Consider the following 20,436-nt stretch of genomic DNA (forward strand, 5'->3'; position numbering starts at 1 on the left):
ATTCAGATTCAACTTACCTCTACGTTACTCAAAGTAGGCACCGGCATAGGATTCACTGCCTAGCGGGGATGGTACGAAACCTTTCAGGTTCGATTTACCCGCCAGAATTGGCGTGGTGTGCACGAGTGGAATCCACGGTGCGTCTTCTTTGATAATCACCTGCGCTTGTTTGTACAGCTCGGCACGTTTCTCCTGATCTGTTTCTTTCTGCGCATCCGTCAGCAACACATGCAACTCTTCGTTGACATAGAAGCTGCGGTTGTTACCTGGAATGGCGTCTTTGTCCAGCAACGTGTAGAGGAAGTTATCCGGGTCACCGTTATCACCCGTCCAGCCGAGCATGTAGATATCGTCTTTCTCCCCGGCTTTGGCATCATCCAGATACGTCGCCCACTCGGGAGATTCGATGTTCGTGGTCACGCCAATTTTTTCAAAATCAGCCTGGATTGCTTCCGCTACCTTCTTGCCATCTGGCATATACGGACGGGATACTGGCATTGCATAGAAAGTTACCGGTTCAGGCAATCCGTCTGGGAAGCCAGCTTCGGCCAGTAAAGCTTTTGCTTTTTCCAGATCATATGGGTAATCCTCAATGGTATCGTTGTACCCCCACAGCGTTGGCGGCATCGGGTTCACGGCAGGCTCAGCTTGTCCCGCAAAGAACGCATCAATAAGGGCCTGCTTGTTCACCGCATGATTGAGGGCTTGTCTGACTTTGACATTATCAAAAGGTTTCTTCTTGAAGTTAAAACCGATATACGCCACGTTGAACGGTGGACGCTCGATCTTCTGCAACTCGCTGTTGCCTTCAAGGATGGACAGATCGTCTGGGTTCAGGTCTTCCATGACATCAATTTCGCCGTTTTGCAGGGCATTGAAGCGAGCCGTATTATCCGGAATCGAACGTACGATCACTTTGTTCAGCTTCGGCAGTCCTTCTTTCCAATAATCCGCGTTTTTCTCCAGGGTAATGGAGTCGTTACGCTTCCACTCTTTGAATACAAATGGGCCGGTGCCCACAGGCTCGCTCTTAAAGTTTTCTTTTTTCTCCTGAATCGCGGTTGGGCTGGCAATGCCAAATGGCGTCATCGCAATATTTTGCAGGAAAGGCGCTTGTGACTGGTTCAATGTGAACTCCACCGTAGTCTCGTCCGTCGCCGTCACTTCCTTGATCACACGTCCGTCCTCTGGACCAAACATGGAATCGTAATAATCGAAGGAATCTCCTTCAAATTTATATTCACTCGCCGGATCGCTCCAGCGGTTGAAGTTGAACACAACAGCCTCAGCGTTGAAGTCAGTTCCATCATGGAATTTCACACCGGACTTCAGCTTAAACACATACTTAAGCCCATCTGCCGAAATCTCCCAGCTATCTGCTAGTCCAGGAACGACCTCTGTTCCGCCTTCCTTGTAGTCCAGCAACGAATCAAACACCTGATGCCCAATCTTTAGCGACTCCCCATCTGTCACAATCGCCGGATCGAGTGCTACGGAATCCCCACCACGCCCCATAATCATCGTATCCTGCGCTACTGTTTCGGTTGGAGGGTCAGTTCCTTCCGCCGGAGCAGGCGTAACCTCTCCACTCTCATTACTGGAACAACCGGACAACACCAATACGGTACTCAAGGCCATCGTTAGAACACCGGACATCCATTTTTTTCTCATTCGCATACGTACAACACCCTTCCCTGTCTCATAATGTGTGTGATGCTGGCATGAAAGATCTCCAATGTTGGCAATCGGTTTGGTGCTCTGTATCATATAAAAGGCTTTAGATGCCTGCGATACCTGAATTAAAGTTCTGGGAAAAGTAAGGCATGTATATGAAATGTAAAAACAGCATGGGATACGTATGGAATACAGGTAAATTTCAGATCGTGCACATGGATTGAGGACGTTGTTTGATTACTTTTATAGAAAAAGGAACCGTTCAACAATGTATCTTCTGAGATGGATCTATGGAGGTGTTGCGTTTTATTTGAACTTAGGTCAATAAGCAACAGCGAATGGGTACGGACTGGAAAGAGCAAGTTTAAGTTGGTAGATGGAAATTACGGATGATAGAAACTCAACATAGGCTAGGTTGTTTGATGAATCGTGTAAGTTGTTTAATACGGTGGCTTTCTCTTGCAGATTGGATGTGTAAAACGTATGAACGAGTCATCTTGAGATGTTGGATTGTACAACAGGGAGACATTACAATAACTTCGTATGTTATGGTTTTGTCATGATGAGGAGGATTGTGTAAATAAACCGTAGTGAAAAACAATTTCGTGTAACTTACTTTACATCACATTAATCAATTAGACAAGAGATTTACAGACATAAGTCTTCAACTTTATTATATGCGTTAGTATTACTTACACAAAACGCAAAAAAGGAACACAGTTCGACAAAAAGCGTCCCATGTCCCTTCTCTTCTCAATCCACATTCAGATAAGATCAACCTGTCATTTGCCAAGAATCAGCTCACTTTTTAAACAAACCTCTGCGATGCATCACGGTAATAAAACGGTAAAAATCATAACTCGCCCCATTATCTATGCTGAACAATGGATTTTTGGTGTCATATGCAAGTGCTGCATCCACAGCTGCTTTCGCCCATACTGGAACTTCCATTTGCTGACGCGCCTGCAGTTTGTCGACCTGGGATTTGAGCGCATCAAACGCTGCTTTCTCTTCGGCTGTCATCGGTTGGCCCCCTTTCGGTGGTTCGGTTGGTGGATTCGGATTACTTGGATTCGTTGGATTGGATGGCTCCGGTGGTTTTGGAGTGGCTGCTGCGTATCTTGCTCTGAGCTGTGCCGCTGTTCCCTCGAATTCATTCATATCCACGTTGCCGCTAATGCCATTCACCTTGCCCGAATCCGTATACTGCCAGAACGTCCAACGCTTCCATGCCGGCTGGTCATCCGGTACACGGGTGTTGCTGTAACGCGCAATCCACAGATCGTATGAGCTGAGTGATGTGTCAAAATTCCCGGCAAATGAATTGCCCGTGTATATGATCGGTTTTACACCTGTCAGACGTTGTAATTCGGTTAAAAAAGCTTTGGCAACGGTATTCATCTGCGTTTTGCTCAGGTTGCCGGGATTATTCTCGTAGTCCATGACAGGTGGCAATTGTAATGCCTTGGCTCCTCCAACTTTGTTAAGTGTATTGGCGTAATGTGCAGCTTCTGCCTTGGCACCATCGGTAGATGTCGCGCGGAAGAAGTGATATGTTCCGACCAGCATGCCCGCCGCCAGTGCGCCAGTTACATTTTTCTGATAATTCGGATCGGTATACGTCTGTCCCTCGGTTGCCTTGATGAACACAAATGTCATGCCACTTGCCTTCACCTTCGCCCAGTCAATATTGCCCTGGTATCGGGAGACGTCAATGCCCTGTGTGTTGCCTGGACTTCTCGTTTGCATGTTTCTCACACCCTTTATGCGGCAAATTGCCGTTTGTATCAGCATTTTACATCATTCGATTCAAGCGTTCCCGGGTACAAGTATAGACAGACTAAAGCATTCTGATCTATACATTGCTGATTGTATGTCACTCTCTGGATTGATGCAAAATACTCCTATAGTTAATGCGGTTGGATCAGGGGTTGCTTGTGTGCGTGTCCCTGATGTGTTTTAGATTACCAATTCATTGAATAGTAAAATAACTATGTATCTGTTAGACTACTTCTGTTAGATGATAAAGATTGTCTAATTTCAGATTGTAAAAACTATTCATTGGAGGAAAGTGTCATTGAAAAAGCTATTAACTGCCGTACTTAGTCTAACCGTTTTACTATCTGCGACTTCAGCTGTTGTCATTCAGCCAAGCGTTGAGGCTGCCACCACAAAGAAAGAAAGTACATACCAAGAGAAAATGGCCTATTACAAAAAACAGATCAAAAAAATTAAAGGGCAAATTGAAACGTTGCAGAATAAAAGGGAATATCTCGAAACTTCTTCAGCAGCCTATAGAGCTAGTCTCATGAAGGAAGACTCTTATCTGGAGCAGCTGATTTATTACAATAAACTTATTGTTAAGCTAAACAAATAGTTAGTAAGAGGATTATACAGACTATGAGTATCGGAAAATATTAAAGCACCCGGATCGGGTGCTTTAATATTTTCCAACTTTACTTCTATCCATCTATCTTTATCTACATTACTAGAGTGATACCTCACTAAACAGACTAATCATTTTTCTCAGCAGTTGGACTGCCATGCTCCGTTTTCTTTTCTACTGACTTCGTATCTCCATTAGGGCTATCAATCCCCTTCTCACTGTCTTCTGGTGGGGGACTAAAAGGTAAATGATTTGAAATGGCACCCTCTTCCGCCTTCCCCTTGAGCACTTCAATTGCCTGTCGAATCACTGGCGGGATTGGAGCACCCAGCTTGCCCCCGTTTTCGATAATGGACAACAACTCATTTGCGATATAAAAAAAGGCGACCGCATCCCTGAACAAATGTCCGTCTCCCAGAACACCGTCCACCAAATGAGCCACCGATACCATTGCAAATATAAATACCTTTCGTGCGATGCCGAACATGCCGACATTACTCTCTAACTTGCCACTCATACCCGCCGCCGCGATACCAGTTAGGTAGTCGAGGATGACAAATACGAGTAATACGCCGAGTACGCCTGACCAACCTCCGAAGAAGTAGGTTACTGAGCTGCTCATGAGTGCAATTCCCCATTTCCATAGGGTGTCCCATCGTTCCATGGTTTCACCTCCTAGTGATTTGTACAATCGTTTAAGAAACAAATAAAAATTATTAGTCCATTACGTGCAGTCCTTATTAGACGTTCGTTTCTTCCTGTATAAAGATCTGTCTATGTTAGATTGTTTTCACTGGGATTCAAATCAAAAAATCTTTTTCTAAATAAAGGTGAAGCGTTTACGCCGTATTTGCGATACTGAATGTGTTGGGAATCAACCTGTTTTGAATTAAATGTGATTTACAGAAATCCAACATGATATCGGCTACCTTTGGCAACTGCACCAAAAGCAACATCAATATTAGCCCGTTTCGTAGTCTCTCGAATGTAATCCGCCTTGGCATCGGCAGCCATATCATAACTGCTGAACCCGTCATTTCCATCGTGCCAACAACAGAAACAGACGCCAAAAAGTCTGCAACTGCACGACCAAAGACAAATACGGATATTGGGCGGTTACAAGGCCCTCTATTAAGCATGCCCCTCACCTTATCATAAAAATAACACTCCGATGTCGGAACACCTGTTACTGCTTAATCTAATATTCAACTCCGCTTTCAATCAGAGTCTCATTGACTTGTCCACGCAAAGATTCGGGACGGATTTATATTCCATTTTGCTCAAAATGATACGTTGTGCAAAGAACATTGCTACCATTGTCTCCCCCCTTCAAGGTGCATCAAAATCCAAAATAAAAGCGCCGGATCATTTGAACAGTTCCAGCGCCATTTCAACAATTACATCGTCCGTGAAGTCAGCTCGATTAGATAACGCCTTGCACCGAGCTTTCAGAGTTGTATTTTATTGAATTAGATCATCAATCTGTTTGCTAATCGCGTGGACATGGTTCCTGCTGCGTTTTTGGCTGGACAGAATTGGGATAGCTAAACAAGGGTTCTTTGGTTTCCAAATCAATTCTGGTAATGACTCCACCTGCTTCGTAGTCTAATTTGAATTGATTAAATTCTAACTGTATAGTATCAATAGTATCAGGCACACGGTCAGCCAATTCAGTGTATACAACAAAGTCTTGTTCAGTTGTTGTTTCCACAACGTTCCCTGAACGTTCACCAATGTTTACAATAACGTTTCCAGTGAATGTGTCATAGTAAATTTTTGCGCCAATTTGCATGATATGCCCCCTAAAATCCATCGAGTGGATTACCAAATGCTTCCCACTTATAACCTCTGTTAGCAGATAACGCAGGTAATCTGAATCCAGTATTGTTAAACCAATATGATCCGCTCATCCCTGAACCTGTATATTCGTAAACACGGTATGCTACAGCAGTTCCGTTAACTCCGCCACTGTATCCGGCAAAAATATGTGCTACGCTGTATTGACTCCCGCCAGATGTCGGTGTGGGACGTGTAAGTTCCGTGTTGTACGTAGTGCTGTAACTATCTCCGTTGTTGACAAGAACCTCATAAATAAGAACCCTTTTCGGCCTGAACGATAGACCTGTTACTTGCAAGTAATATTGAGAACTACTATAGCCTAAAACATCAACAGCGGTTATTAATCCGCTACTTGATGTTCCGGTTCCAGAAGCGTATGCAGGGCCTGTGCTAATTTGTCCTGCCTTTGTCGCCAACTGCGCAAATGTATCGCTGCCTGATGCTGCTACCCCCTTGCCAGTAATGGCGGCAGCGATAGCCGATTTCCCATCACTGACAGAGGACTTTAAACTTTCAAACTCTTCTCTGGATGGAACTTGTACCCATGCGCCCCAAGTATCATAAAGATTTCGCTGCCATGTCGTAAATCCTACTGGAAGAAATGTAATTAGAGTTTGTGTTACTCCTGGAGTTGACTCTTTATTTTGCGTTCCATTTTTACTAACTTTAAGACTGAATGCCACTCTAACAGGACAATTTTTAAGTGTTTCAGCAGTCAGACTAAGTTGACAATAAAATTCCCCCTCAAATACCAAGTTATTTAGATCTTCATTTTCATTAATGCTAGATGATTTTTTGAGATAGTTTTTGTCAGCATACTGCTGAAATTCCATTTGTTTATTTTTGCTTTCCATTACGGATAGCTGCCTCGAAATATTGGAAGAATCGTTTATAAATTGTTGTATAATAGATTTCTCATTTACTCCTACCGTTCCGTTAATCGATATTGGTGAAAATTGATCCTGAACCTGATATGTTACAGTATAATAAGCCGATGGATCATATTGAGAGGCTGGCAAGGAAGCTAACTCAACCCCATAAACTTCTGACTCCGGATTAAATCGTAGTATATCCCAGTAATCTCTGACATCATTTTTATAAACGGAAAGTATTTTTTTAACCTTACTATTTAATTTGGCTGACAAATTATAATTATTAATGTTATATGATTTGTGCACATCTGAAGTATATACTGGTTTAACATTCTCTCTAATTATCATTCCCGTACCTACTTCTACCAGATTATCTCCCTCAATAAAAGTCAATTGACCCTCTGACGTGATTGGTTCAATAGTTGGTGTTGCAAGCTGGTACACGAGTTGGTATGGGGTTTTATAATCTATTGCCTCTGTTGTTGGCAGTGTTGCTGTCCAATGTGCAGCACCTCCACTTACTACGGTACCCCACGCTTTCTCTCCTGAACCATTATATGGAATTAAATCGTTCCAATTACGCATCCGCCAACCCATGAAATAAGCCTTAATATCGTCAACTGTTGGCGTATATGAGTCTCCCCAACCGCTGTCTGAATTAGATACTGTTATATAAAGGTTCGATCCTCCTTCTCTGAGCCAAGAATAATCAGCATTATCTATGACAGGCGCCCATGTTTTAAGTAAGGAACCATCATATTTTACTGTGTAAGGAAATAGACCAATATTTCCAGCTACAAAATTGTCATATGAAAGAGTCACTGTTTTATACCCAGATCCACTATAATCAGGAATCCAGGGTAGTTTTCCATCCAACGAAACTTTGTTCCACTTCGCCAGTTTGAAATAATGGCCATCTTTCTGGAACACTTCTTCAACATTCGTTCCGGTTATTGGATTAGCGTATAAATCCGTTTGTAGAGCAAGCAGTGCATCTTCGCGAGGTTCAAATGGTTTGGTCGTTTTTCCAAGCGAGAGCATTGGATTTTCAAACACAAAATCACCGATACTTGGGGTACTTTGTCCTGCTGTGTAATTTGATACATATACACGAATAATTTCTCTGTTTCCACTATTAAATGTTACCGAAGTATCCGTAGTATTAGCTACTATGATCGCTCCATCAGTGCCGCCAGTAACAGATATTGTGGCATCGCTTTGATCAATGCTTAATGTATAATAATTGTTTGGAATAACATGAACATCATACGAAAGAGCCGAAACATCGTTCGTAGTTGACGTTATTGTAACTTTGTACCACGACGTTGCCTTTGCACTTCCTGTAGGTGTCCATTCATGAAACGGCGGCAATAAATTCTCTCCATACCTTATAACGTAAGGATTTCTCACAGGCTGAATGCTATCTACATATGGATATTTCACTGCAATTTGCTCCGTTGTCATTTTGGAAAGGGATGCTAACTCTGCACCGGTGATTTCATACAAGCGTACAGCATCAACATGACTAAATTGAGCTATTTCACTTCCCACTATAGAAATTTGCAAATTATTAGTCACTGTACCCAAACTAGATGCAGGAATCAACAGAATAGCAGTTGAGAATTTATCCGCTGTAACTACCGTTCCTGAAACGTTTGCCATACCGTTCCACAGAGATAGAGCTACACTCGTAGATGTGCCTCTTTTCAAATCTGCAATTGCAAGGTAGTTTTTACTGTTAGACAGGGCTTGTCCTAACTGTTTGTATAAACTTCCCCCAGTACTTCCTCCCTTCAATGAAATTTTAATACTGTGACTACCTTGTGTTTTGTGCGACGAATCCAATTCAGCCAATACCCCGACAGTCGTAAACCAGCTACTTGTATTCTCACACCTACCATCCCGCCCCAACAAATTCACCAGCGTACGGCCCTTCAACCCTTCCAACTTAAATGCCGAGGCGCGTTCAGCATGAACAACTTGCATTCCTGGCTCCAACGTCACCACTCTACGCTTCTCCGTATCAAGCCGTTCTTGAATTCTACTCACCTGTGCCGCTATTTCCTCAGCCTTTTCTTCCACTTGCCCTACACCCTCATCAACCTTCTCCCAGTTCTGATCCAAATACTTGTCCAGATCAAAATAGGTTGTCGATGGCGAGGAACGGTCAATCTTATTCAACCCCAAATTTGGTGTTTTTGGTTCATTCATCTATGCTCCACCTCCTGCAAATTTATCCTGATGGGTCTGTTCAATCTCATCCAGCGTCATGCTTTCCACTTCCGCAATCGTCAAATACCGCAGACGGTACTCCACGGTCATGTGTGCTGGTTTAATATCCTCAATTGCTGCCTTCAGATCGTCCAGATTGGGCGGCAAGCCCCAAGTGTCGATGAAGCGGATTCGGATTAAGTACTCCTCCGGCGAAACGGATACTTCAATCCCGCCACTTTCGTAGGCCTGCGCCACGTTCTTGAGCATGGAGCCAGAAACTTTGCCGCTACCACGCATCTTGGAAATGATTACGGATCTCCGCTGATCATCCGGCTTGGCTTGATTCGTTGGAATCTGCAAATCCCGCTCATAACGTTCTAATGCCCAGGTCGCAGACTCCGGGTAAAATTGATCTAGTACACTTTCCAAACCCACCGTAAGCTTGTTCAGCTCAACACCTTCGGTTTCTGTAAGAAGTTGCATCTCCAGCACATTTTCATACAACGGGGGCAAAAGAGTCATTAACATTTCTGCTTTACTCATGTCACCTTCACCGTCCCAAGAATAGCTACTGCGCCGGGAGCGATCTCCAGATTGGACATACCACCATTCACCAGCAAATCGCTATAATCGATCACGGGCGGGATATCCAGAATGACATTGGCAATACGTGTCCAACGAACCAACGGATCTGCAAAAGCCAGTTCTTTCAGATACGCTGTAACTCCCTTTTCAATAAGCGTCTTCACTCCCTCGTACGTTGAACCAGAAGCAAGCGTGACCTGTACCTCCACATCAATAGGTACCTCTTCCGCCCCCACCACTGTGACCACGGGTCCAATTGGAGCAGCTCCTTCGCCCATTCCATCCTGGGTTGGATCGATATATTCCTGCACCGCCTCAATGACCGCCTCAGCAGGTGTTTGCATTTCATTATTCAGCAATGCCACTTTGACTGTACCTGGACCATCCCACAGTGGAAAAGCCTTTGCTTTGCCCACACCGGAGTTTTCCCGTGCCCATAACTCATACTGATATTTGTTGGCACTCGTGACCGGACGAGAAACTTTGTCCTGATAGCGATCATATAAGGCCTGATCCGTTTCCTCGTCTTCGCCAGGAACCAGCAACTGTGTCAATTCAGCTGTCGTCAGGCCAGCAATATAATCGATGGGCAGCAGCGCCCCCGTATATTCATTACCTTCCGCTCCCGCGACTTCACATTCCAACACATATTGTCCTGCCGCGATGCGCTCCACAATAACGTACACCCGATCCCCCGTGGAAAAACGACTCTCCAAAGGAACCTCAACAGGCTTACCTTCGTTATCCCGAAAACTACCAACCCAACGTGCCTTCGTGGCCGCTTTTCGACTGATACCAGACCAAGCCACCGCGCGATCCAAGTACTCTCCAGAGGCTGTATCTGCAAACTTCAGATTGGCGTTCACATCCAGCTCGATATACATCTGAGCCATTTCCACTGCCGCTGGCGCCAGCGCATCATAGATAATGCTGCCTTCACGTTTATCCACACCATCCGGCACTCTGTCCAGCATTCGGTTTAAAATAACTTCAAACGTCTGCTCTTCATACATTTATGTTCACCTCCGTCTCTTCCCTGAAGCTGCCAAAATCCGTTTCCACAGTAAAAGAAACCCGTACCCCGTCAGCCTCGTGGACAAAATCGAACTCCGTTACATCCGATATACGATCATCCGGAAGCAATGCTTCGCGAATCCAGCGTTCCAGTTCCGATTCAACCATGGATCTCCCGGCCATTCCTTCCCAGGACCATTCCATGCCGTAATCCGAGGAATAGATTAGATGCTCGTAGCGGCGTGTAGACAACGCTTTATACACAGCCTGTTTTACCGCATCTTTTCCATCCAGTTGCAGTCTTCCAATTCGCTGTCCTAAAGCTTGAAACACATACGTCAGACTTGGAAGCACAGCAGCCTCTTCCTGATCTTCTGCGCTAATCTGCGCACCCTGTGGAATCATGGATTCACCAGCCGATCCAGCACGACAAAGCTGTCCCCGCCTTGAACACGTAATAACAAAACATGGTCACCCACGGTCCAAGCTTTGTTCACTACGGATTCCGACAGTACTAGGAAAGGTTCAGCCAATGCCAGTCGTTGTTCAACGGTTATCTCCAGAGGCTGGGTGTTTGTCACGCTTCCGTACATTATCTGAACGGGAGACTTGGCATCTACAGCGGCCACCGCCGCCTTTTTAATCACGTCCAGCATCATTTATCGTTACACCACCTTCAAATCCAGTGACATCGTGTGCACTCCCCCTTGTACCTTGTGCGTACACTCGTCTACCAGAAAATATTGATTAATCTTCAGTTCATCGATCTGGATGTTGACATAACTGCCCGCCCTCACCTTGAAATCGCCAAGCGCATCCACTTTCAACGTCTGCGTCTCGCGATTACGGAGGGTCATCAGGGTCTTCAGCATGGCATCAATCTGACCTTCGTTCAGGCCATCATCCGCTTTTTGGTACAAAAAAAGCAGCCCCCATTGACGGATGCTGCCTGAATCCTGATGAACAAACGTTTCTCTTTTTCCCGTATCCTTGTTATCCCGGTACAGCTTGATCTTGTTATACGTCTGGTCATCAATAGACCTTGTATAGCTGTAATCCGTGAGCAGACTGTTATCCCCAATGACAAAGCCGTAAGGCATCTCTTCCACATCCCGAAGCACAAGCTTGCCGAAATCATCGTAGAAGATGTAGTTTTTGCCACCATAGATCAGCGTTCGGTCGAGCGCCTCACAGATCATGTCGATCAGCTTTTTATTATCAAACAACATGCGCGGAATAACATATTTCGGCTGGATCAGCTCGCCCACCTTCAACTGAAAGTCAGTAGCAATTCGTTTGATCACATCCGTAGCGGTTGCGTTAACGAACTTGTACGTCTGATTCGCGGTTAGATAACGAGTCTGGTCATAGGCTTTGATTTTGACACTTTCGTCCTTGCCACTATCCACCGAGAAGATATATCCGTAAAATATGCCTACCTCGTTGCTGATATATTTCACGACATATCCATTCTCATATGTGAATTTCTTATTCTGGTACAGACTGCCCTTGATCAACGTGAATTCCAGAGAGGAGGGCTTGCCGATGCGGGAGGTTTTGTACGTAATGTCACCGGCAATTTCGCTAATGTCCCAGATGTTGCCCTGCTTGTCATCCAGTAATAACCGTTCCTTCATGTTTGCCAGCTTATCATCCAGCCTGATCTGCTCTTGCATATTCCCTCTCCTTTCACGGAAGCTTGATCACAAGTCCAATCGGCAGCTTCTTCAGTTTTGCGTCTTTGATGCCATTTAGCTTTTGCAGCTCTTTCCAGCGAGATCCATCTCCCAGATGGTCTTTGGCTACAGACCACAAGGAGTCTCCGGCTTTGAGTGTGACGGTCTTGGGCTGAATTTTTTCATTGGGCCGGGAGGCTTTGGTTTTTGTTTTCGAAGTAGCCGTATCCTTGCTGTCTTTGAGTGGCACTACTTTTTTGGCGGCATAAAAAATGAACTGCTTCAGCTTGATATCATACTGGATATCCCCCACCGTACCCGCAGTCTCCTTCCAGTCAAAGCTCTCAATGGAAACCGCCATATTAATGGTGTACCTTGCACTGGAAAAGAACAGTCTGACGGGTCTGCCCGTCTGCATCCAACGGATGATCTTTTTCACATATTCATAGGGATCACGGTAGAACTGCTTCTGAATTGCCGGATGTCTTGCATCGTAGTTCAGATGATACGGGCTGTAATCTGCCGGAAAAATCCCGCTGAAACTAACTTCACGCAGCTTTGGCGACTTAATCACGTTAATTTCACCCAAAGCGCTCACGTTAAACGTACTGCCGTCTCCCGAATCCGAAAACTCAATGCTCTCTGGTGTCACCGGGAAAAACATGTATTCAGAGCGGTTATTGAAGCTTAGTTGAATATAATATTCCACTTATCCATACACCCCCTGCGCACTGGAGACGATCTGACTGTTCAGTCCATCGGTGATTTTGCTGATGATGCTGTCCACATCATGTCCGCTGTTGATATCACCCGTGGTGACCTGAACAGTTGGAGTAAGGCTGACAAATCGCTGAATCGCCTGCATCTCGGCCAGCTCACGCATCAGTTTCAAGTCCTCGCTGGTTACATCCACTGTGCCATCCACGTCACCGATCTTGTCCACCTGTCCGATATTGTTGATTTTGTTGATGTTATTCATGTTACTGTTGGGAACAACGGTGGGAGCTGGTGCAGTTGGCATCGATGGTACGGAAGGGGTTTTGGGAGTTGAACCGCCGAAGTTTCCGGGTAATTTATCAGAGCCGTTGGGGAATAGGTCTTTGGTGGTATCCATCAAATCGTGCCCCTTGTCAAATCCCATATCAAATGCATCCTTATAGTCCGCAGAAGCGTCCATTCTCCACAGGCTAACAACGTCCTTCTGGCTCTCAGGAGCACTCGCTTCAAGGTCACTCATTAAACCCTGTATCTTACCGCTCATTGAATGAATGTTAGAATCATCCACTAGTTTAATACCGCCCCAATTGGTCCCGAAAATCTTATTAAGATAGGGTATTAATTTGTTTATACCTCCGATCATCCAGTTGATTTGATCTTTGAAACCACCTGCGAAATCCTCAATTCCCTTTGTAATGTTGAACAGAATTTGGAGTACAATGAGTCCCATATCAACAAACAACTTTTGGAATGCATAGGCTGGATCTCTGAATACATTGATGACAAATTCAGCCCAAGACATGAAATAATTCAGAATGGATGCAAAAATAGATTTCATATACTCGTAAGCCATATAAAAATAACCTATAATCGCTCCCACCATATCCCCAGCTGTAACTCCACATAATTGCAAAATAAAGATGAGTCCTGCAATGGCAACAATTACAAGCAAGATAGGCCAGTTTGCTACCAACCATGCCGCTGCCAGTAAATAAACCTGAGCGATTACAACTCCGAGCGTAATAATGATATTGGCTAGTAGCACTAAAGCAATGGCTGTTAATATAGGTCCAATGATAGCCCAATTTTCTTGCACAACTGTAGCAAAATTGATGAACCCATCCACGATAAATGCCACCACTTGAGCAATAATTGCAAAGGCCCCACCAATCCATTCGATGAAAGCACTGAACTGACCTGAGCTTATTGCTTCGTTTAATCGGTCAAGCACAGGAGATAAAACTTCCAAAGCCCTTGTCCCGATTTCAGATAGTATTCCATTGAACTGATTCACGAGAGCAGTCCATTTTTGCAATGGAGAATCCAGCATCGTATCAAAGGCTTCTTGTGTGTAACCTTGCATTTCAAGAACTGTCTGTAAACCTTGTATAAAACCGTCAAGGTCTTTAGTCTGTATAAATTCACCCAATCCAGCCCCGGTCAATGCACTTTCCGGTATGTTGAATTGACTCGCCAAATCAGTATTTTTTCCATTCATGGCACTAACAATAGCCTTGGATGCATCGGTCAGACTTTTATTATCTGGTGACAACATACTTAATCGTTGAGTCATTTCATTTAACTGATCTACCTGCCCTGTATTCTGTGCCAACGGCACAAACCCTAGAGAAGACTTGAGCGAATTATTGACGTCTTGACCACTCCTGGAGGCTTGATCTCGAAACTTATTATATAATCCTTCCCCGAGAACGGGGTCTTCAGCTGCAACCATATAACGGTACTTGAAGTCTTCTTCCTCAGCAGCCGCCTTTACCACGACACTTCCAGCTGACTTTATCATTTGAAACCACTTGGAGAGCTCGTTCAAGTTATCGCTTAATGACTTGCCAGTATCCTTTGCTTTATCCTCCAACTTTTCCATTAAATTAATCGTTACATTTAGTTGTTGATTTATTTGATTAAAATGGTTGGTCGTGTTCGTCTGGTTAAATTGGTTCAGATTAATCCGGTTAATCTGGTTGAAATTATTAAGGATCTCAGTAGTTCTTACTTGAACCAGATTTAGATTATTGATCAGGGTATTCATGGACGGAGGATTGATTACATTGATACTTGTATCGGACATTCATTTCTCCCTCCTTTCCTTTTTATTTCTTCCGGGCACGGCTCTTGGACCTTTCTTTCTTCTCTTCCTCTACCCGGATGGAGATCATCGCATAGATGGCCGCTCGTTCTCGCATGGAGAAGGCCATTAGCTCATGCGGCAAAATGTTTAATTCATGGAGAGCGTAATAAGCCAGATTGGCTTCGGAATCGCCCTCTTTAATTAGTTTTTTACGTCATCCACCAGTTCGTTCATATCCTGATTGAAGCCGTTCAGCTTCTGAACCTGTTCACCGAGCGAAGCAAATTCCCCAGGCAACAGCATTTTCCGCAAAAGCGATTCCGCCCCCATCACGCCATATGAACGCTGGAGTTCTGCGTTTTTCAAATCGGGATAAACTACACTTGCGCTCATCAGGCGAGCCATGTAATCATTCGCATCAATGTCGGGTGTGTAGACACCGTTCTTACCCTTAATTTTGCGGGTAGCTGCCTTGCGGCATTCCTGGTTTTCGTCCTCGGTCATGCTGCGCAGTTTCCATGCAACCGGCTCGCCTTTCTCATCTTTAAATCGGGGGGATACGATAAACTCCTCCGTTGTATCTGTTGCTGCATTTTGGGCAAAAAACATACTCAATCCACTCATGTATTGTTCCTCCTCTAAAGTTAGGTCCCCCGCCGCACGAAGCGGCGAAGAACAGTATTTTGACACGCCAAATAGCCCGTAACACAGGTAAGTTGAACAGGTTTCTTTTACAAACCCGCAGTAAATTTATGCTCTTTATAAATCTCAAATCATTATGCTTTCACGCTACATTACTTCGGCAGATTGAACGATACAGGCATATCGACATCTTCAAAGGTAAAGCTCACTTCTTCCTCCAACGCCTCAGCCTCGGTATCCAGAGATGCCATGATTACACTGTCGAGGTTGACGCCTTTGAGGGTCACCGTCTGTTTGCCAATCGTAGAAGAAGGATCTTCGTTGGTCACTTCAATGTCGAAGTACGTGTCCACACCATTCTGCATGTACTGGAGCATCAGCTCGCGGAAACGGGAAGTGGTATAAAAGATTGTCATGGAACCCGAGCCAGACCAACCGGTTGCTTTGTGCTGTACACCGCGACGGCCCAAGGTTTTGACCTCTGCTTTTTGTTTCTCCACCGTTGCTTCCAGCGTCTTCACATAGAACATTTCTTCCGTCTGTCCGTTAATCGTTGCGTATGCGCGGCCTTCCTGGCCGGAGATCGTGTCGCTTGCTTTCAAAAATGCCATCTTAAACCACCTTCACTTTCATATATACTTTTTCAACGGAATCCACAGGTTGGACCTGAATCTCGATCAGAATACTGTCAGTTTCATTGCCCGGAGCAACAGTGATATCTGTTTTCGAATCAAAATTTTGAATGGCACCAATATCCTGAAGTTGCTTCAGATAAGTGACACATTGGGAACGGAAAAGGCTGCGCCCATCTTCGTTGTTGTTCACTTTGCCGATATAATAGGACTCGAAAATCCGTTTCATATCGTTAGCGATACCATCAAGTACACGGACAACACGGTTTTTGGCAAAATGACTTGCCTTATCCGGTGTAACGGAACGGAATGTATTCACGTCCTGCTCTACCACTGCGCGGTTGCTGCTCGCCGTAAACACAAACTCGCCATTACGCAGTGCTGCTTCTGTTTCGCTATGTGTCAGTCGTCCGTTCACATCCACGGCATCGTCATACGCACGGAACGTCAGGGATTCATTCAGATTAGCTCCCGCTGTTGCGCCGGCAGTCCATGCTACGGTTTGTTTTGGCGTAAGAACAGTACCATCTGCGAGAACAACACCATTTTTGACACTGATAATGCCTTCATGGTCTGCAGCCGGATAATCGGACAGAACGAGTTGCACTTTCTTGCCCTCGGTATCACGCAAACGCTTGATGTAAGCTGTGTAGACTGACTTGAGTGTGGCATCGTCTGAAATGAGACCAACCGTGTTAAAATCCAGTACTTCCAGCTTGGTCAGAAAATCGGAATGCTCCTGGTTCGTTGCTGTGCCATCCAATCCACCTGTTAGTGGAAGTGACGCTGTAGCTGTGAGTGCCCCTTCACCAGTAAATGTGACGTATGCGTTGGATTCCAGAGCTTCGATGGTGGACGAAGTTTGTTTGTCCACTTCTTTACCCGCAAGCAAAGTGGAGACATCCAATTGTTCTGGTTCATTGATATTCGCGGAGATTACAACTGCCAGGTCATTACCACGCACACCACCGTGTTGAGCTGTCACTGTCAATTTGTCCAAGGTTGCCTTGGCTTTGGTCCCTGCATTGAGTCTGTAAAGAAGTAAGGTCTGCGCCCGTTTCAATGCTTCGCGGATCAGCAGCAATTGCGGTGCTGTCCAGTCATAGCCGAGTTTAGCTTGTACATCTTCACCTGCTTGCACGGTCAGGATTGAACCTGCTTGTCCCCATGACAATGGAAGTGCCAAAGCCACCGTTCCCCGCTCTCCTACCGTACCGGGCAATGAGCCCTCTGATGCAAAGTTCATATATACGCCGGGGCGTACCTTGTTTTGTGTCGTCCATGTTCCTCCAGCCATTATTGTGCCTCCCCATTCATAAATTGTTGGATGTGTTCTTGCGCTTCTTGCAAGGTGTATGTTTCTTGTTCCAGCAGAACTGCTGCCAAAATATCTTTCTCGATCCGGCTGAGTTGCCGGGATTCGGCGAACTGTGCTTTGCTGTATTTCTGATTGTTTTTCTGTTGAGTTTCCGTTTTTTTAAGGTCCGGTTCTTTTTTCGTAAACATTGCCAATGCGCCTCCTATTCCTTTCATACTGATCCCCTCATTTGGTTAGTTAAGTTCAACTAAATAGTTACATTTTCCACTCCGATGACAGAATAACCTTCGTTACATTGAACTTATATAGTTATTCTCTCGTAGCTTTAAGTGCGGTAGGTCGCTGTTCCAATTGTCGCATGGTAGCGGCGGACTCCGACACTTTGGTGGTTCGCATGGTGTAGTACACCAGCATTCGCGGAGTATCGTTCTCCGTCTCCCAACGCAGTTCCGTTGCACGATAGGGCGTTCCCTCCACGTCGATGGTTTCCAAAGCTTCGAACAACTCGTCCGGTAGGGTTGCCGGGATATCGTTTGGATCGAGCCAGCGGATTTCGAAGGTATGGGACTGCACGAACCGATCGCTTCGTTCCCGGGTGAATTGGGCGGACAGTAAGCGGTAGGTGATGCCCATAGTGTCTGTCGTGGGGCTGGTATCCTTTGAAGGGTGAAGCGGAAAGTCAGGAAAATGCTGCGTGAGTGTTGCTGCAATGGCTGTGGTTAGTTTGTTTGTGGTCATGTTTCACCTCACTCATAAAAAAAATTTTTATAAATTTTATTACTTGTCAATTTAAGCTTTTTGAGAGTTTGTTTTTTAAACAATCTGTTTCATACTCGCGCTTAAATCGAATTTTTAATAAGATTCATAATTTTGTTATACTGAGGTTGTTTACAGAAGCGCTATAACCAGCTTCAGGATATCCCGCCTTCACATATAATTGTATTTTATCTCCTGCTTCAAATTTCAAATCTTCTAAAAAGTTAACTGGTTCTGATTGAGACGCGCGATATACTCCATATGGTTGTGAGTTTTTATAGATTTGTGCACGGGACGCATAACCAGCAACTCCCCCATTACCGTAAAAGGTAAACGCACATCTTAAGGTTCCGTTTATAGGAGACATGGTTGACCATACTTCGACTAGCGTAGTCCCGCTCCAAGTAAATCCAAAAGAGTTTCTAGCAATAATATCACCTTGTGATACTATAGGTTGTGACTCAATCCCATCCAAACCAGAGTTCCTTAGAGAATAAATATCTAAGAGAGGCATTATGTCACCTCTTTGCCGCTGATATATACGTTCATTGCACTTGAGGTAGAAGCAAATCCCCCTATTTCTTCCCCTGAATGAATAACCTGATCAAGAAAAGGTATAACAATAGTGTCACGTGCTTTAACTGAGTGCGTGGATACAATCCAAGTCCCTGCTATATTTAAACTAAATGTTTGGTCGGTAGTACCAAAATTACATACTGTAATAGCTTTTACAATAGACTTCGTCCCACTTGGCACCGAGTAAAGAGTAGAAAGTGCTGTTCCCAAAACACCTCTATAAAACCTTTTAGTTGTTGTAGTCATCTATAATGTCCCCCATAGAGTTGATTGATCAAGAGTCGCGTCTGTATAGTCTTTGAGATTCTTCTCAGCCGCAATCCTCGCATCCCTAACCGCTTTCTCCGTAGCAGCCAAATCTTCACGGGTTCCATCAACTGCGTTGGACAATTGGACGATACCCTTATCTGTTAAGGATGCATCATTAATAACGATTTCCTCGACTTTCTGATCGGTGTATTCCTTTACCTCTTCAATATCATCCCTTGTAGGTACTTTTTTCCATGGACCCCATCCGACATAGTAGTTCCTTTGAAAAACTTGTAGGTTACTCGGTTCAAAGGTTGTTAGAGTCTGGACCACACCAGCATGTTTTTCTATCGTCAAATGAAAGGCTACTCCTACTGGGGAATTAGCTAAAGTTCCTACTGTCGCATTCGTTGGGCAATAATATTCCCCTTCTGTAATATAGCTATTAAGATCAGATTCCGCAGGTATAAGGATGGATTCACGTGTTGCAACGCCTGCGTCAATCTTTTCAAAAATCCTGTTAATACTCTCTCGGGTCACATTCTCGTTCCCCAAGGGAAGAGGCAATCTCAGTCGATCTGTTTCTTTTGGCATTACGCCCACACCTCCAGTTCATTCCACGTCAAGGACGCGGCATCGAGTTCGTCCCATGTCATCTGTTTGTTGTCCAGATCATCCCAGACCAGATAACGATATTTATATTCCACGGCCATGTGGGCCGGTTTCAATTCTTCAATTGCTCGCTTCAGATCATCGATATTGGGCGGGGTGCCCATCGTATCCACAAAGCTCACCGTAAAACTCCACACTTCCGGCTGAAATGTTACATCCACTTTTCCCCCGGCATATGCCTCAGCCACATTCACAACTTGTCTCCCCGAAAACTTCCCGGCCCCACGTAGTTTCGATTCCACCACGGCACGCCGCTGCTCTACAGGTTTGAAACGGTCCGTCTCAATACCTAGCTCCTGCTCCCAGAAGTCCAGCCCCCACGTCGCTGTCCGGACAAAAAACTGCTCCAACGTCTCATCCAACGCCTGATACAGCAGATCCATTTCGGTGCCTTTTGCCTGCATATCGGCCTGCATTACACGAGAGGTCTCATAATACCTGGGCAAATACGAGAACAGCTCCCGCCCTTTCTCACTCGTCAGTCCAACATCTACAATAGAAGGAGCACTCATGCCCTGTCCCCTCCCT

General features: G+C 44.9%; 22 protein-coding genes. 1 reads left to right on the forward strand and 21 read right to left on the reverse strand.

Going from position 1 to position 20,436, the window contains the following annotated elements; all coding sequences use genetic code 11:
* Window positions 1–24: 24 nt before the first annotated feature.
* Both HF638_RS10765 and HF638_RS10770 read right to left on the reverse strand, forming a co-directional pair.
* Window positions 25–1,671, reverse strand: a complete 1,647-nt coding sequence (locus tag HF638_RS10765) for an ABC transporter substrate-binding protein (RefSeq protein ID WP_169480413.1) — start codon at window positions 1,669–1,671, stop codon at window positions 25–27.
* 804 nt (window positions 1,672–2,475) lie between these two features.
* Window positions 2,476–3,423, reverse strand: coding sequence for a glycoside hydrolase family 25 protein (locus HF638_RS10770; RefSeq protein WP_169480204.1), 948 nt, complete (start codon window positions 3,421–3,423; stop codon window positions 2,476–2,478).
* Between the two features lie 328 nt (window positions 3,424–3,751).
* On the opposite strand from HF638_RS10770, the gene HF638_RS10775 reads away from it, so the two are divergent.
* The gene (locus HF638_RS10775; protein WP_169480205.1) at window positions 3,752–4,051 is read left to right on the forward strand and encodes a hypothetical protein; all 300 of its coding nucleotides are present in this window, start codon (window positions 3,752–3,754) and stop codon (window positions 4,049–4,051) included.
* A gap of 136 nt (window positions 4,052–4,187) precedes the next feature.
* On the opposite strand, the gene HF638_RS10780 is transcribed toward HF638_RS10775, so the two are convergent.
* The 19 genes from HF638_RS10780 to HF638_RS10875 form a co-directional block, all read right to left on the reverse strand.
* Entirely contained in the window at window positions 4,188–4,724 is a 537-nt protein-coding gene (locus HF638_RS10780; RefSeq protein WP_248278109.1) for a phage holin family protein, read from the reverse strand.
* Between the two features lie 825 nt (window positions 4,725–5,549).
* Entirely contained in the window at window positions 5,550–5,852 is a 303-nt protein-coding gene (locus HF638_RS10785; RefSeq protein WP_169480206.1) for a hypothetical protein, read from the reverse strand.
* Window positions 5,853–5,862: 10 nt separating this feature from the next.
* Complete coding sequence (locus HF638_RS10790) at window positions 5,863–8,982, reverse strand: pyocin knob domain-containing protein (RefSeq protein ID WP_169480207.1); 3,120 nt, start codon at window positions 8,980–8,982, stop codon at window positions 5,863–5,865.
* On the reverse strand, window positions 8,983–9,528 hold the full coding sequence (locus HF638_RS10795; protein ID WP_169480208.1) for a putative phage tail protein: 546 nt from the start codon (window positions 9,526–9,528) through the stop codon (window positions 8,983–8,985).
* Window positions 9,525–10,583 (reverse strand): baseplate J/gp47 family protein, encoded by a 1,059-nt coding sequence (locus tag HF638_RS10800; RefSeq protein WP_169480209.1) that lies wholly within the window; start codon window positions 10,581–10,583, stop codon window positions 9,525–9,527. Before HF638_RS10800 ends, HF638_RS10795 begins: the two co-directional genes overlap by 4 nt.
* Window positions 10,576–10,989: a DUF2634 domain-containing protein gene (locus HF638_RS10805; RefSeq protein WP_169480210.1), complete on the reverse strand. Its 414-nt coding sequence runs from the start codon at window positions 10,987–10,989 to the stop codon at window positions 10,576–10,578. The genes HF638_RS10800 and HF638_RS10805 overlap by 8 nt, the downstream gene beginning before the upstream one ends.
* Complete coding sequence (locus HF638_RS10810; protein ID WP_090998612.1) at window positions 10,986–11,243, reverse strand: DUF2577 family protein; 258 nt, start codon at window positions 11,241–11,243, stop codon at window positions 10,986–10,988. The genes HF638_RS10805 and HF638_RS10810 overlap by 4 nt, the downstream gene beginning before the upstream one ends.
* 6 nt (window positions 11,244–11,249) lie before the next feature.
* On the reverse strand, window positions 11,250–12,260 hold the full coding sequence (locus HF638_RS10815) for an XkdQ/YqbQ family protein (RefSeq protein WP_169480211.1): 1,011 nt from the start codon (window positions 12,258–12,260) through the stop codon (window positions 11,250–11,252).
* Window positions 12,261–12,273: 13 nt separating this feature from the next.
* The gene (locus HF638_RS10820) at window positions 12,274–12,969 is read right to left on the reverse strand and encodes a LysM peptidoglycan-binding domain-containing protein (RefSeq protein WP_169480212.1); all 696 of its coding nucleotides are present in this window, start codon (window positions 12,967–12,969) and stop codon (window positions 12,274–12,276) included.
* Window positions 12,970–15,063, reverse strand: a complete 2,094-nt coding sequence (locus HF638_RS10825) for a phage tail tape measure protein (RefSeq protein ID WP_169480213.1) — start codon at window positions 15,061–15,063, stop codon at window positions 12,970–12,972.
* A 201-nt stretch (window positions 15,064–15,264) separates the two neighbouring features.
* Complete coding sequence (locus HF638_RS10835; RefSeq protein WP_036611390.1) at window positions 15,265–15,687, reverse strand: phage tail assembly chaperone; 423 nt, start codon at window positions 15,685–15,687, stop codon at window positions 15,265–15,267.
* A 170-nt stretch (window positions 15,688–15,857) separates the two neighbouring features.
* The gene (locus HF638_RS10840) at window positions 15,858–16,316 is read right to left on the reverse strand and encodes a phage tail tube protein (protein ID WP_017690162.1); all 459 of its coding nucleotides are present in this window, start codon (window positions 16,314–16,316) and stop codon (window positions 15,858–15,860) included.
* 1 nt (window position 16,317) lies between these two features.
* On the reverse strand, window positions 16,318–17,634 hold the full coding sequence (locus HF638_RS10845; RefSeq protein WP_169480214.1) for a phage tail sheath family protein: 1,317 nt from the start codon (window positions 17,632–17,634) through the stop codon (window positions 16,318–16,320).
* On the reverse strand, window positions 17,634–17,843 hold the full coding sequence (locus HF638_RS10850; protein WP_169480215.1) for a YqzN/YkzM domain-containing protein: 210 nt from the start codon (window positions 17,841–17,843) through the stop codon (window positions 17,634–17,636). Before HF638_RS10850 ends, HF638_RS10845 begins: the two co-directional genes overlap by 1 nt.
* 121 nt (window positions 17,844–17,964) lie before the next feature.
* Window positions 17,965–18,393, reverse strand: a complete 429-nt coding sequence (locus tag HF638_RS10855) for a phage tail terminator family protein (protein WP_169480216.1) — start codon at window positions 18,391–18,393, stop codon at window positions 17,965–17,967.
* 124 nt (window positions 18,394–18,517) lie between these two features.
* Window positions 18,518–18,925 (reverse strand): hypothetical protein, encoded by a 408-nt coding sequence (locus HF638_RS10860; protein WP_169480217.1) that lies wholly within the window; start codon window positions 18,923–18,925, stop codon window positions 18,518–18,520.
* Window positions 18,925–19,233 (reverse strand): hypothetical protein, encoded by a 309-nt coding sequence (locus HF638_RS10865; protein ID WP_169480218.1) that lies wholly within the window; start codon window positions 19,231–19,233, stop codon window positions 18,925–18,927. The genes HF638_RS10860 and HF638_RS10865 overlap by 1 nt, the downstream gene beginning before the upstream one ends.
* On the reverse strand, window positions 19,234–19,830 hold the full coding sequence (locus tag HF638_RS28405) for a tail fiber protein (protein ID WP_211175594.1): 597 nt from the start codon (window positions 19,828–19,830) through the stop codon (window positions 19,234–19,236).
* Window positions 19,830–20,420, reverse strand: coding sequence for a YmfQ family protein (locus HF638_RS10875; RefSeq protein ID WP_169480219.1), 591 nt, complete (start codon window positions 20,418–20,420; stop codon window positions 19,830–19,832). The genes HF638_RS28405 and HF638_RS10875 overlap by 1 nt, the downstream gene beginning before the upstream one ends.
* Between the last annotated feature and the right edge of the window lie 16 nt (window positions 20,421–20,436).

This window comes from Paenibacillus sp. SZ31, from assembly GCF_012912005.1.
GTDB lineage: Bacteria > Bacillota > Bacilli > Paenibacillales > Paenibacillaceae > Paenibacillus.

What these genes read in the sequence shown, in the direction of transcription:
- HF638_RS10765 (WP_169480413.1), bottom strand. Translation starts at nt 1,671, where the DNA reads ATGAGAAAAAAATGGATGTCCGGTGTTCTAACGATGGCCTTGAGTACC.
- HF638_RS10770 (WP_169480204.1), bottom strand. Translation starts at nt 3,423, where the DNA reads ATGCAAACGAGAAGTCCAGGCAACACACAGGGCATTGACGTCTCCCGA.
- HF638_RS10780 (WP_248278109.1), bottom strand. Translation starts at nt 4,724, where the DNA reads ATGGAACGATGGGACACCCTATGGAAATGGGGAATTGCACTCATGAGC.
- HF638_RS10785 (WP_169480206.1), bottom strand. Translation starts at nt 5,852, where the DNA reads ATGCAAATTGGCGCAAAAATTTACTATGACACATTCACTGGAAACGTT.
- HF638_RS10790 (WP_169480207.1), bottom strand. Translation starts at nt 8,982, where the DNA reads ATGAATGAACCAAAAACACCAAATTTGGGGTTGAATAAGATTGACCGT.
- HF638_RS10795 (WP_169480208.1), bottom strand. Translation starts at nt 9,528, where the DNA reads ATGAGTAAAGCAGAAATGTTAATGACTCTTTTGCCCCCGTTGTATGAA.
- HF638_RS10800 (WP_169480209.1), bottom strand. Translation starts at nt 10,583, where the DNA reads ATGTATGAAGAGCAGACGTTTGAAGTTATTTTAAACCGAATGCTGGAC.
- HF638_RS10805 (WP_169480210.1), bottom strand. Translation starts at nt 10,989, where the DNA reads ATGATTCCACAGGGTGCGCAGATTAGCGCAGAAGATCAGGAAGAGGCT.
- HF638_RS10810 (WP_090998612.1), bottom strand. Translation starts at nt 11,243, where the DNA reads ATGATGCTGGACGTGATTAAAAAGGCGGCGGTGGCCGCTGTAGATGCC.
- HF638_RS10815 (WP_169480211.1), bottom strand. Translation starts at nt 12,260, where the DNA reads ATGCAAGAGCAGATCAGGCTGGATGATAAGCTGGCAAACATGAAGGAA.
- HF638_RS10825 (WP_169480213.1), bottom strand. Translation starts at nt 15,063, where the DNA reads ATGTCCGATACAAGTATCAATGTAATCAATCCTCCGTCCATGAATACC.
- HF638_RS10835 (WP_036611390.1), bottom strand. Translation starts at nt 15,687, where the DNA reads ATGAGTGGATTGAGTATGTTTTTTGCCCAAAATGCAGCAACAGATACA.
- HF638_RS10840 (WP_017690162.1), bottom strand. Translation starts at nt 16,316, where the DNA reads ATGGCATTTTTGAAAGCAAGCGACACGATCTCCGGCCAGGAAGGCCGC.
- HF638_RS10845 (WP_169480214.1), bottom strand. Translation starts at nt 17,634, where the DNA reads ATGGCTGGAGGAACATGGACGACACAAAACAAGGTACGCCCCGGCGTA.
- HF638_RS10850 (WP_169480215.1), bottom strand. Translation starts at nt 17,843, where the DNA reads ATGTTTACGAAAAAAGAACCGGACCTTAAAAAAACGGAAACTCAACAG.
- HF638_RS10855 (WP_169480216.1), bottom strand. Translation starts at nt 18,393, where the DNA reads ATGACCACAAACAAACTAACCACAGCCATTGCAGCAACACTCACGCAG.
- HF638_RS10860 (WP_169480217.1), bottom strand. Translation starts at nt 18,925, where the DNA reads ATGCCTCTCTTAGATATTTATTCTCTAAGGAACTCTGGTTTGGATGGG.
- HF638_RS10865 (WP_169480218.1), bottom strand. Translation starts at nt 19,233, where the DNA reads ATGACTACAACAACTAAAAGGTTTTATAGAGGTGTTTTGGGAACAGCA.
- HF638_RS28405 (WP_211175594.1), bottom strand. Translation starts at nt 19,830, where the DNA reads ATGCCAAAAGAAACAGATCGACTGAGATTGCCTCTTCCCTTGGGGAAC.
- HF638_RS10875 (WP_169480219.1), bottom strand. Translation starts at nt 20,420, where the DNA reads ATGAGTGCTCCTTCTATTGTAGATGTTGGACTGACGAGTGAGAAAGGG.